At 70.7% G+C, this 12,737-nt stretch carries 12 protein-coding genes; 11 read left to right on the top strand and 1 reads right to left on the bottom strand.

What is annotated here, in order from left to right; genetic code table 11:
• Position 1: 1 nt before the first annotated feature.
• Positions 2 to 394: a helix-turn-helix transcriptional regulator gene (locus tag LUM46_RS23630; protein ID WP_274997521.1), complete on the bottom strand. Its 393-nt coding sequence runs from the start codon at positions 392 to 394 to the stop codon at positions 2 to 4.
• A gap of 423 nt (positions 395 to 817) precedes the next feature.
• On the opposite strand from LUM46_RS23630, the gene LUM46_RS23625 reads away from it, so the two are divergent.
• From LUM46_RS23625 to LUM46_RS23575, 11 genes are all read left to right on the top strand, one after another.
• The gene (locus LUM46_RS23625; protein ID WP_274997520.1) at positions 818 to 1,636 is read left to right on the top strand and encodes a hypothetical protein; all 819 of its coding nucleotides are present in this window, start codon (positions 818 to 820) and stop codon (positions 1,634 to 1,636) included.
• Positions 1,637 to 2,154: 518 nt separating this feature from the next.
• Complete coding sequence (locus tag LUM46_RS23620) at positions 2,155 to 2,610, top strand: hypothetical protein (RefSeq protein ID WP_274997519.1); 456 nt, start codon at positions 2,155 to 2,157, stop codon at positions 2,608 to 2,610.
• 37 nt (positions 2,611 to 2,647) lie between these two features.
• The gene (locus LUM46_RS23615; protein WP_274997518.1) at positions 2,648 to 3,388 is read left to right on the top strand and encodes an SAF domain-containing protein; all 741 of its coding nucleotides are present in this window, start codon (positions 2,648 to 2,650) and stop codon (positions 3,386 to 3,388) included.
• Positions 3,388 to 4,239, top strand: a complete 852-nt coding sequence (locus tag LUM46_RS23610; protein WP_274997517.1) for a CpaE/TadZ family protein — start codon at positions 3,388 to 3,390, stop codon at positions 4,237 to 4,239. The genes LUM46_RS23615 and LUM46_RS23610 overlap by 1 nt, the downstream gene beginning before the upstream one ends.
• On the top strand, positions 4,236 to 5,822 hold the full coding sequence (locus LUM46_RS23605) for a TadA family conjugal transfer-associated ATPase (RefSeq protein WP_274997516.1): 1,587 nt from the start codon (positions 4,236 to 4,238) through the stop codon (positions 5,820 to 5,822). Before LUM46_RS23610 ends, LUM46_RS23605 begins: the two co-directional genes overlap by 4 nt.
• Positions 5,819 to 6,685 carry a type II secretion system F family protein gene (locus LUM46_RS23600; protein ID WP_274997515.1) on the top strand — a complete coding sequence of 289 codons (867 nt, stop codon included), beginning with the start codon at positions 5,819 to 5,821 and terminating at the stop codon, positions 6,683 to 6,685. The genes LUM46_RS23605 and LUM46_RS23600 overlap by 4 nt, the downstream gene beginning before the upstream one ends.
• Positions 6,682 to 7,587, top strand: a complete 906-nt coding sequence (locus tag LUM46_RS23595; protein ID WP_274997514.1) for a type II secretion system F family protein — start codon at positions 6,682 to 6,684, stop codon at positions 7,585 to 7,587. The genes LUM46_RS23600 and LUM46_RS23595 overlap by 4 nt, the downstream gene beginning before the upstream one ends.
• A 33-nt stretch (positions 7,588 to 7,620) precedes the next feature.
• Positions 7,621 to 8,124 carry a TadE/TadG family type IV pilus assembly protein gene (locus tag LUM46_RS23590; protein ID WP_274997513.1) on the top strand — a complete coding sequence of 168 codons (504 nt, stop codon included), beginning with the start codon at positions 7,621 to 7,623 and terminating at the stop codon, positions 8,122 to 8,124.
• Entirely contained in the window at positions 8,121 to 8,570 is a 450-nt protein-coding gene (locus LUM46_RS23585) for a TadE/TadG family type IV pilus assembly protein (RefSeq protein WP_274997512.1), read from the top strand. Before LUM46_RS23590 ends, LUM46_RS23585 begins: the two co-directional genes overlap by 4 nt.
• A 59-nt stretch (positions 8,571 to 8,629) precedes the next feature.
• Positions 8,630 to 9,034 (top strand): hypothetical protein, encoded by a 405-nt coding sequence (locus LUM46_RS23580; RefSeq protein WP_274997511.1) that lies wholly within the window; start codon positions 8,630 to 8,632, stop codon positions 9,032 to 9,034.
• Complete coding sequence (locus LUM46_RS23575) at positions 9,031 to 12,693, top strand: LysM peptidoglycan-binding domain-containing protein (RefSeq protein WP_274997510.1); 3,663 nt, start codon at positions 9,031 to 9,033, stop codon at positions 12,691 to 12,693. The genes LUM46_RS23580 and LUM46_RS23575 overlap by 4 nt, the downstream gene beginning before the upstream one ends.
• The last annotated feature ends 44 nt before the right edge of the window (positions 12,694 to 12,737 follow it).

Raw genomic sequence — 12,737 nt, 5'->3', positions numbered from 1 at the left:
TTCATAGTTCGCTGTCGATGGCGTCGAAATCCGCTTGCGTGCCGATCCTGGCTCCGGGCACCTGGGCCTTGGCCTTGCTCGCGACGCCCCGCCACCAACGCACCCCGAGCCGCGCCACGTCTCCCTGCTGGGGCCGCTCCCCTTCCCCGTACACCACTGCGCGCGGTCGCGGCATCGCCCGCAGTTCGGCGACAAGGTCCGTGACCGCCCGCTCGGTCGCCTCCTCCAAGAGCGCCTCGACCTCGGCGAGCTGGGCAGCGAGTCGCACCGGGGTGAAGGTCTTCCCGCGCTCCCAGTCCCGGATCGTCTCGGCGTTGTTCCCGAGCAGTCGCGCCAGATCCGACTGCGTCAGCCCGAGCCCCTCCCTCGCACACAAGAGCTCGGCGCTCGTCATTCGCTCCAACACGTCATTCGCTCCAGCCTTGCGTCCTGAGTCCGCAGCTTGTCTTCGTCACCATCACCCGGAAGCCCCGAGAGTGGGCCTGATCCTAGTTCGGCGCAGGTTTCCGCGACGAGCGGCGTGGGATGCAGGGCCGCGCGCCGACGACTCGGCGCACGCCCTTTCCACCAGCAGCGGCGGCATGATTTCAGATAGTGAATTCATGGCGCTATGGCCTTGCAAAGCCCGCACACCTATGGCGTGCGGGCTTTTTGGACATTCGTCCAAAAAGGCTGAGGTATGGGCACAGCGACCACGTGAGGGATCGAGCGGACGACTTGGTGTGCGCCCCTGACCTGCGCCGATGCTCGCGCACACCATGGTGTGCGCGCAACATGGTGTGCGCAGAGCGTGCGCTCATCTGCCACCGTTCCACGCATGACGCCCGCGACCAATTCCACGCCTGCGCTCGGCGCGCACTGCTTTGCGCTCGTAACGGAAAGGCTATTTGCCTTGCACCAACGATCCGGATCGGCGGTAATGGTCTCCCCCAGTTTTCACTCGCACGACATTCTTGAGCTCGTCGGCGATCACGGCGCGCCGTCCCAGCGGCACGCCGAGGGAGGCAGGCCCCCCAGCATGCGCACCACACGACCTGTTCTCACAGCAGCATTGCTGCTTGCGCTAGCCACCGGGTGCACGACCGGCGCCGGGTCAGCCTCGCCCACCCCGATTGATTCGCCACCAGCACCGACTCCGTCAGTCTCTGCGGTGCCCTCGCCGAGCCCGACCGATCCGAAGGCCCTCGCTCGGGCATCCGCCGAGGATCTTGTCCGCGAGTACTACGCGGTCACGGACGAGGTCGGCGCGAACCCCGATGCTCCGATATCGCGGCTCAAGCGCGTTGCGACCAGCTTGGAACTGAGCACCCGACAACAGATCTTGGAGCAGTGGCGTGCCGACGGCTGGCGCAAGACAGGACAGACTCAGATCGCCGACCTGATCGTGCAGTCGGTGAGCTTGGACAACTCCGATCCTGAATCGGGGCGTGTTCCGAACGTCCAGGTCGATGTCTGTTATGACGTCAGTGACGTCGGCCTTGTGGACAGGTCCGGAGCCTCCATGGTGAGCCCGGACCGGCCAGACCGGGCGTGGGAGCGCCTTCAGGTCGCCAACTATGACTATGAAGCAGACCCCTTCAATGGGTGGCGTGTGGCGTCACTGGAAACGCTGGAGAAGGCCCCGTGCGCGGGCTGACGGCAGCCGCTACTGCTGCGGCGGTACTTGCACTCAGCTGGGCAGCGATGCCGGCCTCTGCAGACCCTCACTGCAGGACATTCGATCGTGATGCCGGCGTCTGTGTCATCAAGGCACAGGACCCTGGTGTATCCAGCGGTCCAGGCACCAGCCAACCGTCTTCCGGAACAGAGTCGCGCTCCGAAGCAGTGACCAAGCCGGCGCGCCAGTCGAGCACGGGATCGGCTTGCACGTGGGAGCCGCAGGGCAGCATCACGATCCATCTCGAGGCAGCGCGTGGGCCCGTGCCGTGCACGTCCGAGCACGGGGTGTGGAGCGAGCGGTGGAACTGTTACCTAAGCGTGGCCATGCCGCAGCCGCCCGCCACTTCGCCTGAGTGGGAGGGCCACGAGCCGGGCGACGGAGCGATCTACGAGTGCCGCCTCCCCAGCGGCGGGCTCCTGGGCGGGATCTGGTTGGCTGCGCCACCTGACGCAGCAGACGCCGGCCCTTCACCCGGTGAGGTGGCGCAGGTAGCGGTGGAGCGAATGAACCTGCGCGCGATCGAGATCGGGATCTCCCCAGAACCTGATGGTCCCGGGATTGTGGCGTTGCCGACGTGGCTGTGGGTGCAGAACCCGGGCGAGCAGACGTTCGGTCCGATCACCCGCACGGCGTCGGCGGGTTCGGTGACAGTGACCGCGACGGCCCGGGTGGAGCGGATCGTGTGGGACATGGGCGACGGCACCCAGGTGGTGTGCACCGGCCCGGGCACGCCGTACGAGCCCCGGTTCGGTCGGTCGGAATCGCCGGACTGCGGGCACACCTACACACGCGAGTCCGGACACGAGCCCGGGCAGAAATACACGGTCACGGCCACCAGCGAATGGGTCGTGGACTGGGAAGGCGCCGGACAGTCCGGGTCTTTGGACGTGGACAACCTGTCGCGCAGCGTGCAGGTCGCGGTCGGCGAGGCGCAGGTACTGGTGAACTGACGGGCTGCCAGGCAGGGCGGCCAAGGGAGTAGCGAAGATGACGACCACGACCACGCGAGGACCATCGGCGCCAGGGGTGCCACCGGCAGGAGCAAGGCTGGCACCACCGAAGCTGAAGCGCCGTCCCATCCTGGCGATCGTGATGATCGCGGCGATCGGCGTCGGCGCGCTGGGTGCCGTGCTGCTGTGGGCGACGCTGACCGACACCCGCACGGTGCTCGTAGCCAGGGACACGATCGTGCGCGGCTCGGTCATCACCGCCGAGGACCTGACCGAGACCCAGGTCGGAGCAGACGTTGCTCTGAACCTGATCGGCGCCGGGGCGCGAGCCGACGTCGTCGGGCAGCGGGCAGCGTGGGACGTCGCTGCCGGTGCCCCGCTGACGACAGGTGTAGTGACCGAGGAACTCGTGCCGCCGGCGGGCATGTCGGTGCTCGGCATCGTGCTGCCGCCGCCGGCCTCCCCTGGCCTGGCCCTGCTCCCCGGCGACCGGGTGCGGGCGGTGGTCACGGCGCCCGATGGTGGAAGCGAGCAGACTCCGACGTTCCATGAAGCCGAGGTGGTCGCGGTCAACCCGCCCGCTCCGGACGGGCAGACCGTCATCGACGTGCTGATCTCCCACGAAGAGGCCATCACGCTTGCTGCCGAGGCCGCCGCCGGGAAGGTGACGCTCGTCCTGGACTCCCGCGAGCTCGACGAGCAGAACACCACACCACCCGACGACGGGACCGAACCTTCCCCCTTACCCAGCGGCTCGCCCACGACCGGGGAGGGCTGATGGCTGTCATTGCGCTCTGCTCCGCGTCTGGTTCGCCGGGAGTCACCACGACTGCGGTCGGTCTGGCCATCGCGTGGCCGCGCCCGGTCCTGCTGATCGAGGCCGACCCGGTGGGCGGGTCGGCGATCCTGGCCGGGTGGTTCCAAGGTGCCCGGGACCACGACGCGGGTCTGCTGGACGTCGCGTTCGCTGCCGAGCCGGTTGCCGCCGCTCTGGACCGGGTGGCGATCCCGCTGCGTGACGGGGTGCGGTTCGTGCCAGGTGTGCGGTCGCATCTAGAAGCACGAGAACTAGGCGGCCTGTGGGGGCCGCTGGCCGATGTGCTGGCCGGACTGGACGCGGCCGGGCAGGACGTGATCGTCGACGCCGGGCGTCTCGGCATGGCCGACTCCCCACGACTGCTGCTGGAGCGCGCCGACCTGACACTGCTGGTGACCCGGACCGATCTGCCCGCCCTCGCGGCGGTCCGGTCGTACGCCGACCTCGTCGTGCGGACCAGAGCGTGGAAGCAGGCCGGGCTCCTGGTGATCGGTCCAGGCCGCCCCTACTCCGGGCGGGGTGCGGCCAAGCTTCTCGGGCTGCCGCTGGTCGGGAAGATCGCCCACTCCGCCAAGGACGCCGAGACCTACCACCAGGGTGTGAGACCACGGGCTCGGTTCCCCAAGGGAGCCTTCGCCCGATCCCTTCACGCGACCGCGGGCGCCCTGCACCAGCGGACCTCCCTCGGCACACCCTCGACTACCGCGCTCTCCGCCGAACCAGACGGCGCAACGGACGTGGCCCAGGGGCGGGTACCGGGTCCAGGAGCGATATGGGCCACCGCTGCTGATCGGCGACAGGAGCAGGCATGACGGCCGAGCCCCGCACCGAGACGCCCGAGGGAACCGACCCGGCGGACGTTCCCTACTTCACGCGCCCCGTGCCGCACGAGCTACCGCCGAACCTGCGCCGCAAGGCCAACCCCTGGGTCGGCTCCGGGCAGCCGGAGCCCACAGACCCGGTCGACGGGCCATCCCCCACAGGTTCAGCCCCAAGGCGCGACGGGCGACCCGGTGACCGCTCCGCTGTCACGATGTCGCGGTCGGTGCCGGTGGACTGGGCCCTGGTCGCCGCGTTGCGCGACCAGGTCTCCACCGAGCAGGCCGAGCGGTTCGAGCCAGGCACCGACGCCCTGGTCCGGGAGGAAGCCGGCAAGGAGGCCATCAACCGGCTGGTGAAGCAGGCCTCCACCGACCGCCGCAACGACGGGAAGACGGAGTTCACGCTCGCGCAGCGTGAAGCGCTGCGTGACGCGGTGTTCAACAGCCTGTTCCGCATGGGCCGGCTCCAGCCGCTACTGGACAACGACGACGTCGAGAACATCGAGATCTACGGCCACCGCAACGTCCAGCTCCAGTACGCCGACGGCACGTGGGTAGCCGGCCAACCGGTCGCGGACTCCGACGACGAGCTGATCGGCCTGGTCCAGGACATCGCCTCGAGGACCGGCTCGGGCGCCCGGCCGTTCTCGGAGCGGAACCCGTACGTGGACATGCGCCTGCCCGGTAGCGGTGCCCGCCTGGCCGCTTCGGCGTGGGTGACCGACCGGCCGGTCGTGGTGATCCGGCGTCACCGCCTGGTCCAGGTCACCCTCGACGACCTCGTCGAGCTGGGCATGCTCTCGCCCGTGGCGGCGTCGTTCCTGGCCGCGGCGGTCCGGGCACGTAAGTCGATCGTGGTCTCCGGCGCAGCCAGCGCCGGCAAGACCACCCTGACCCGCGCGTTGTGCGATCAGATCCCGGCCGGGGAACGGATCGCGACGTTCGAGACGGAGTACGAGCTCGGGCTGCAGGACCTGCGCCCGAACGTGATCGCGTGGGAGGCCCGCCCTGGATCCGGTGAGGTCGGCCTGGACGGGCGGCAGGCCGGGGAGTCCACCATCGCCGAGGCCCTGTGGCGGTCCTTCCGGTACAACCGGTCCCGCCTGATCGTCGGCGAGGTCCGCGGCGCGGAGGTCTGGCCCATGATCAAGGCGATGGAGTCCGGCACCGGATCCCTGTCCACCACGCACGCCACCAGCGCGGTCGCCGCCATCCGGAAACTGGTCACCTGCGCGATGGAGGGCGAGGAACAGGTCACCCACGACCTGGCGACCTCCAAGCTGGCGCACGCAATCGACCTGATCGTGCACGTCGACCTGTCCTACGACCCCACCAGCCAGGCACCACGACGCCAGGTCGCCGAGATCATCTCCGTGGCCCCCGGCGAGCGGGAGACCGGGTACGCCACCACCCGGATCTTCGCACCCGGGCCGGACGGCGCCGCAGTGCCCAGCACCATGCCGGACCTGGACCACCAAGGCCTGGAGGCCTACGGGTTCGACCTGCACTGCTTCACCGAAGCCCTGCACCAGGCGGGCCCGGCGGGCCGGACCACGACGGCGGTCCGCTCATGATCATCGCGGCCCTGTGCGGTGCCCTGATCTGCGGCGGCCTGGTCGGCCTCGTCTACGCACTGCGCCCCGCACGTCAGGTCCTGCCGCAGACCACACGTCCACCCCGGACCAGCCTCCTTGTTCGGGCTCGGGCGGGGCTTCGCCGGATGCCGCGGCGGACCCGGATCCTGATCGGGGTCGGGCTCGCCGCCGGCCTGGTCGCGTGGTTGATCACCGGCTGGCCGCTGCTGCTCCTGGTCGGACCGGTGGTCTCGGTCGGGGTCCCGTCGATGCTGTCCAACCGGGCCCAGGGCGAACGGATCGAGCGCCTGGAAGCGATCCAGGACTGGACCCGGTCCCTGGCCGGGTCGCTGTCCGGCGGCAAGGGCCTGGAGAGCGCCCTGCGGTCCACGGCCTGGACCGCGCCGGCCCCGATCGCACCGCAGGTCCAGGCTCTGGCGGCACGGCTGGAGTCACGATGGGACCCCCGGGCTGCGCTGTTCGCGTTCGCGGACGACCTGGCCGACCCGACCGCGGACATGGTCGCCCAGTCCCTGGCCACGGCCATCGAGCTGCGCGGCCCGGTCGCGACGGTGCTGGACGATCTCGCCGACGACGTCGCCGACCAGGTCCGCGCCCGCCGTGAGGTCGAGGCCAGCCGCGCCACCTACCGCGCCACCGCGACCTGGCTGACCGTCATCACCGTCGGCACCATCGCCGCGATGCTGCTCAACGGCACCTACATCGAGCCGTACCGCACCCCACTGGGCCAGCTCGTCTTCCTCGTCCTGGCCAGCTTCTTCGCCCTGACCCTGTTCTGGTTCAACCGGATGTCCAACGGCACAGGACCCACCCGCCTCTTCACCGCCGGAGGCCGTTCATGACCGGGCTCTTCTGGGCCGGCCTGACCGGCGGATCTCTCGCGCTCGCGCTCGCGCTCCTGGTGATCCAGCTCCTGCCCGCGCACGTCGACCTCGCCGACGGCCTGACCCGTCTGGCCCCGGCAGCCCATCCGTCCCGCTCGCGGCCACGGGAGCAGTCCGTGCCGGGCGGCACCGAACGGCTGGGCCGGTGGGGTCGCGACCACCTCCCGGCCGGGCTCTGGTTGCGCACACCACACCGCGACCTGGCACTGCTCGGTATCTTGCCCGCACGGTTCTACGGTGAACAGCTGGTGTGCGCCGTCATGGGCGTGGTCGCTGCTCCCCTGCTGTCCCTGGGCCTTGGGGTGCTCGGCATCCAGGTGCCGTTCACCGTCCCTGCCCTCGGTGCCGCGCTGCTGGCCGCGGCGCTGTTCCACATTCCGCACTACACGGTGGCGGACAAGGCGACCAAGGCCCGCACCGAGTTCCGTCGCGCTCTGTCCCTCTACACCAGCCTGCTCGCGCTGCGGCGCATCAGCGGGTCCGGTGTTCCCCAGGCGATGGAGCACGCCGCCCAGGGCACCGGCTCCTGGGTCCTGAACCGCATCGCGGTCACCCTGGCCCAAGCCCAGATGTCCGGGGTGCGGCCCTGGGACGCGCTGAAAGACCTGGCCGACCAGGTCGGCGTCGGCGAGCTGCGCGACCTGGCCGAGACCCTCGAGCAGTCCGCGACCGAGAACACCGCGATCTACGACAACCTCCGCAAGAGCGCCAAGGCGCAACGCAACGCCCTACGCAACGAAGACCTCGCCGCGGCCAACGCGATCGCCGTCCGCATGAGCGCGTCAGGCGCGGTCATGGCCCTGACCTTCATCGCCCTGCTCTTGGCGCCGTCAGTCATGCGCCTGCTGACGCCTGTGTGACACCTACCCACTCCCATCTCCGAAGGGACGACCGTGACGACCAGCGCCGTGCGCATCCCGGACCAGCCCCGCACGCCGGTACGGCGTGCGCACACCCTCGCGCCGGTGCGGGTCCTGACTGCGGCTGAGGCGCGCACACCCTGGTGTGCGGGCCGTGGACGGGAGGAGGCCGGGCAGGCAGCGATCCAGACGGCGATCCTGCTACCACTGGTGATCTTGCTGATCATCGCCGCGGTCCAGGCGACGTTGTGGTTCGCCGGACGCCAGGTCGCGATCGCCGCAGCCAGCGAAGGAGCCCGCGTGGCCGCCGCCGAGTCCGGCACGGCCGGCAGCGGACAGACTGCCGCCGTCCAGTTCGCCAGCACCACCGGACGCGGTTTCCTCCTGGCACCCCGAGCCACGGTCACCCGCACCGCCACCACTGCGACCGTCACCCTGACCGGCAGCACCCAGTCCCTGGTGGCGGGCTGGGACCTGACCATCACCCAGTCCGCGTCGATGCCCGTCGAACGCCTCACAGCTCCGGGGATGCCATGACCCGCCGACGCAAGGCACGCTCGGACCCGCCCGGCCAGTCCGAGGCAGGGGTGGCAGCGATCGAGGTGGTCGTCATGGCCCTGCCCGTCCTGGTCGTGTGCTGGGCGATCATGTTCGGCGCGCTGTATGCGCTGGCCCACCAGTCCGTGCAAGCCGCTGCGGCCGACGCTGCCCGGTCCGCCTCCTTGGCACGCACCGTGCCCGCCGCGCAGGCCGGCGCGCACACCGCGGCGACGATGACCCTGGCCAACCAGGACTTGCGCTGCGCGACCACCGACGTCGCCGCGGATACCAGCGGTCTGCTCGCCCCTGCGGGGCAGCCCTCGACCGTGTCCGCCACGGTCACGTGCCACCTCGATCCGATCCGGCTCGGCCTACCCATCGGACGCCCGGTGACCATCTCGGCGACGATGTCGTCGCCCGTCGACACCTGGAGGTCCCAGTGACCCAGCAACCCCCCACCCCCGGTCCACCGTCCTGCGGGGCGGACCGTGAGGCGGGTTCGGTGCTGCCCTTCCTGGTCGTCTGCATGGCAACGCTATTGCTGTGCGCGGCGTTCGTCGTCGAGCTCGGCGGGACCCTGCAGGCGCAACAGCGCGTCAACGACCTGGCTGCTCAGGCGGCACGCACCGGCGGACAGCAGATCTCCCTCGCCTCAGGGACGACCTCGGGGACTCAAACCCTGACCGTCGACCCCTATGCCGCGCGCACGGCCGCGCAGGCCTACCTGTCCGCGGCCGGGGTCACCGGGGCCGTCACGGTAGCCGACGCCACGCTCACCGTGACCGTCTCGGACACCTACCGGTCACCGATCATCGGTTCGATCGCCGGGCCCCGGGAGGTCTCCGGCTCGGCCACCGCACGCCTGGCGCGCACGCTTGCCGGCACAGAGCAGGGAGGACGCTCATGAGGACCCCACCCACCGCGAAGCGCGCACTCCAGCGCGCACGCCCTGGTGTGCGTCCCACGACCGGCGACCGGCTGCGCGGCCTCGCCGCGACGATCGGGCTGCTGCTGCTCGTGGTCGGTGTCCCGGTGGTGCTGGAGCTGGCGCGCCACCGCCTCCTGCCCGCCGGGTTCGGGTGGGACGACCTCGGGCTGGTCCTGACCAGTGCCGGCAGCACCACCCTGGTCGTCATCGTCCTGGGATGCGTGACCTGGGCCGCTTGGGCCTACCTGACCCTCACGATCGGCCTCGAGCTCGTCGCGCTCAGCGGCCGGATCGCGCTGCCGGGCCCTCTCGGGTTTCCGCGCGGCCTGGCCCGCCGCCTGCTGAGCACCGCGTCACTGCTGTTCGTGGTCTCCGTCCCGCCTGCGCTGGCGGACGTGCCTGCCGATGCAGCCACGTCGCACACCGAGAGCGCGGCTGCGCACACCACTTCGGCGAGCCCTGGTGGACCGCGCACACCTGCGCACACCACCGCGCACACCACGTCCGACGGGCGCGGACACAGCTCGGGGTCGGGCCCGGTACGGCCGCGGACCGTGCCGTACACGGTGGTCGAGGACGACAGCCTGTGGAGCATCGCCCGCGACCAGCTCGGCGACCCGATGCGGTTCACCGAGCTCAAGGACCTCAACCAGGCGGCACTGGCCGACCGGCCGGACTTCCTCGTCCCCGGCACCGTTCTGCGCCTGCCCGCCTCGCCGTCCAACGACACAGAGGACAGCACTAGACCGGACATGGCTGCGGCCGAGACGACGGCGAACAACGAGGCCCCGCGCGACGCGACCTACGTCGTGCGGGGCGGGGACACGTTGACGCAGATCGCGCTGGACAAGCTCGGTGACGCCGACCGGTACCCCGACATCGCACGCGCCTCTCGGCAGACCGTGCAGCCCGACGGGGACCAGCTGACCGACCCCGACCGCATCAAGCCCGGCTGGCGGTTGACCATCCCCGCCATCACACCCACTCCGGCATCGCCTTCAACCTCCACCTCCGCGCGCGACACCACACAAGGACGGTCTGCCGAGACGGAGACAGCGGCCAAGGACCCGCGCAGCGTGCCCGACACGCGCGAGCAGGACCGTGTACAGGAGCCCGCCGTGTCCGGAGACAAGACGGGCGTGGACACCGCCACCGGGCCCGACGTCACGACCCCAACGCCCGCTTCTCCCGTTCACCCTGGGAGCCTTCCGGGATCCACCACCTCGTCTCCGGACGGGTCCGCCGCACACGACGGTGTGCGCGACAACACCAGATCCCCGGACGCTACCGCACCGGCCCCGCACACCAACCCCTGGGCAGGGCCGACCGACCCACCTCGGTCCCAGTCCGCTCCCGCCCCAGCGGGCAGCGAGGAGCAGCAGAGGACCGGGGCCCAGTCAGCTCCGGAGGACAGGACAGAGGAGGACCAGAGCGAGATCGTGGGTCCGGGGTGGCTTCTGCCCGGACTCGCTGGTGCGGGTGGGATGCTCGCGGCCGGGCTGCTGGTCGCGCTGCGCCGCCGCCGCGCGACCCAGTGGCGCTACCGGTATCCCGGCCACCGCATCACCCCCGCGCCCAGCACGACAGTGCCGGTCGAGCGCACCATCGCGACGACCGGGCAGGCCTGGGTCGGGGACATCGACGCCCTGGACCGCCTCCTGCGTGGCCTGGCCGAACCGCTGCGCGATGGCTCGACCGGTGACGTGCCCGCCCTGGTCGCTGTTGAGCTCACCGGGTCCGAGGCCGTCGTCCATCTGGCCGAGCCGGCGGACCTGCCGCTGCCGTGGGTCGGGTCCGGCACGCGGTGGACCGCTGCCTTGACGGAGGCACCGCCTGAGGCGCAGACGAACGATCTGCTGGCGCCGTACCGGCTGCTGGTGACCGTCGGCATGGACGACGCCGGTCACGTGTGGTTGCTGGACCTCGAACAGGCCGGCACCGTGACCGTCACCGGTGACAGCGAATCGGTCGAAGCCTTCGGGCGTTACGTCACGGCCGAGCTGCTCCTGCATCCCTGGGCGGAGAACACCACCCTGCACACGCTGGCCACTGGCTGGGACGTGACGGGCCTGTCCGACTTCCGCCACCACCACGACCACACCGACGACCACGACACCCTCGCCTGCGTCAACGAGGTCGACCAAGCCGTCAACGCCACGCGACGAACCGCTGAGCGCGAGCGGGACGAGTCCCACGCCCTCATCGCCGCGCCGCGCATCGGGACGACCACACGCTACGCACTGCACACCCTGACCGCGAACCTGCACGCGAACCAGGACCGGGCGGGCGGCCGGCCCGGCGCGGCGGTCGTCCTGCTCGGCGCAGCTACCGGACCATCACCCGCGCTCACTGGGGATGCGGCACAGGGGCTCGTCCTCGACGTGCGGGAGGGCAGGCTGCGTGTGCCCTACCTGGGGTGGGATCTGACGGCAGTCGGGCTGGCCGAGCACGAACTGGCCGCGTCGGTCGCGATCGTCGAGGTCACCCGTACCGCAGAGAAACCACCACCCGACGAATCCACGACCCAGGACGCCGTCGATGTCGCAACGGCCCAGCCCGCACCGGTCGAGCCCGTCCACGCAGGGCATGTCCCCGCCGAAATGGGCGCGGAGCCACCGGTGGCGCAGCAGCGTCCCGTCGACCCTCAGGCACCGGCCGGGCCCTGGTCGCTCCTCCCCGCGCCGACCGCCCACTACGTGGAGGCTGCCGCAACGACGGCGCAGGACGTCGAGGTCCTGGCGCCGGTCATGTCCCAGTCCACGACGAGCGAGAAGGCGCTCGACGCCGACCCCACCCTCGGCCAGGACGTGGCCGCATGGTTCGATCCCGACCGATACCGCCGCCCCCGGCTGATGCTGCTCGGCCCGGTGACCGCGACCGCGTACGGACGGATCACCGAGCACACAGCACGACTCAAGGCGCTGCATGTGGAGACCCTGGCCTACCTCGCTCTTCATCCTCGTGGCGCAACTCCCGCCGAGCTGGCCGAGGACTTCGCGATCGCGGAAGGCCGTGGCCGCTCGCTGGTCACCGGGGTACGGGCCTGGCTCGGCACCGACCCCGCCACTGGTCGGCCCTACGTGCCGGGTGCGAACAAGACGGCGGCGTTCGCCACCTCGGGTACGCCCGCCTACCAGGTCGAGGGCCTCTTGGTCGACATCGACCTGTTCCAGCGCCTGCAGGCCCGGGCGCGAGCCCGGGGCGCGGACGGGATCGACGATCTGGTCACCGCGCTGAAGATCGTGCGCGGCCGCCCGTTCGACAAGACCCGCACCAAGGGGTGGACCTGGCTGTTCGAGGGCGACCGGATCGACCACACCATGACCGCAGCGATCGGTGACGTCGCCCACCTGGTCTATACACGTGCGATGGCCGAGGACGATATCGAGCTGGCCCGGTGGGCGGCGCAGGTCGGCAAGCAGGCCAACCCCGACGACGAGACCGCACGGCTGGACGACATCACCATCCAGTACGTCACCGGTCACGCCGAGCTGGCCCGCAAGCGACTGGCCGAGGAGATCTACGACCGCACCGATGACGAGTGGCCACCGCCCGACCCGCCGGAACGCACCCGCGAAATCACGGCCCGGCGCGGCATGACACCAGGACCGTCCGGGAAGAAGCACCGGGGAGCCTGAGCAGACGATCTGCTCGACGCCGAACCGGCCCGAGAACGGCCGAG

This window comes from Promicromonospora iranensis, from assembly GCF_028994805.1.
Taxonomy (GTDB): domain Bacteria; phylum Actinomycetota; class Actinomycetes; order Actinomycetales; family Cellulomonadaceae; genus Promicromonospora; species Promicromonospora iranensis.
This window is presented reverse-complemented; position numbering and strand designations above follow the sequence as displayed.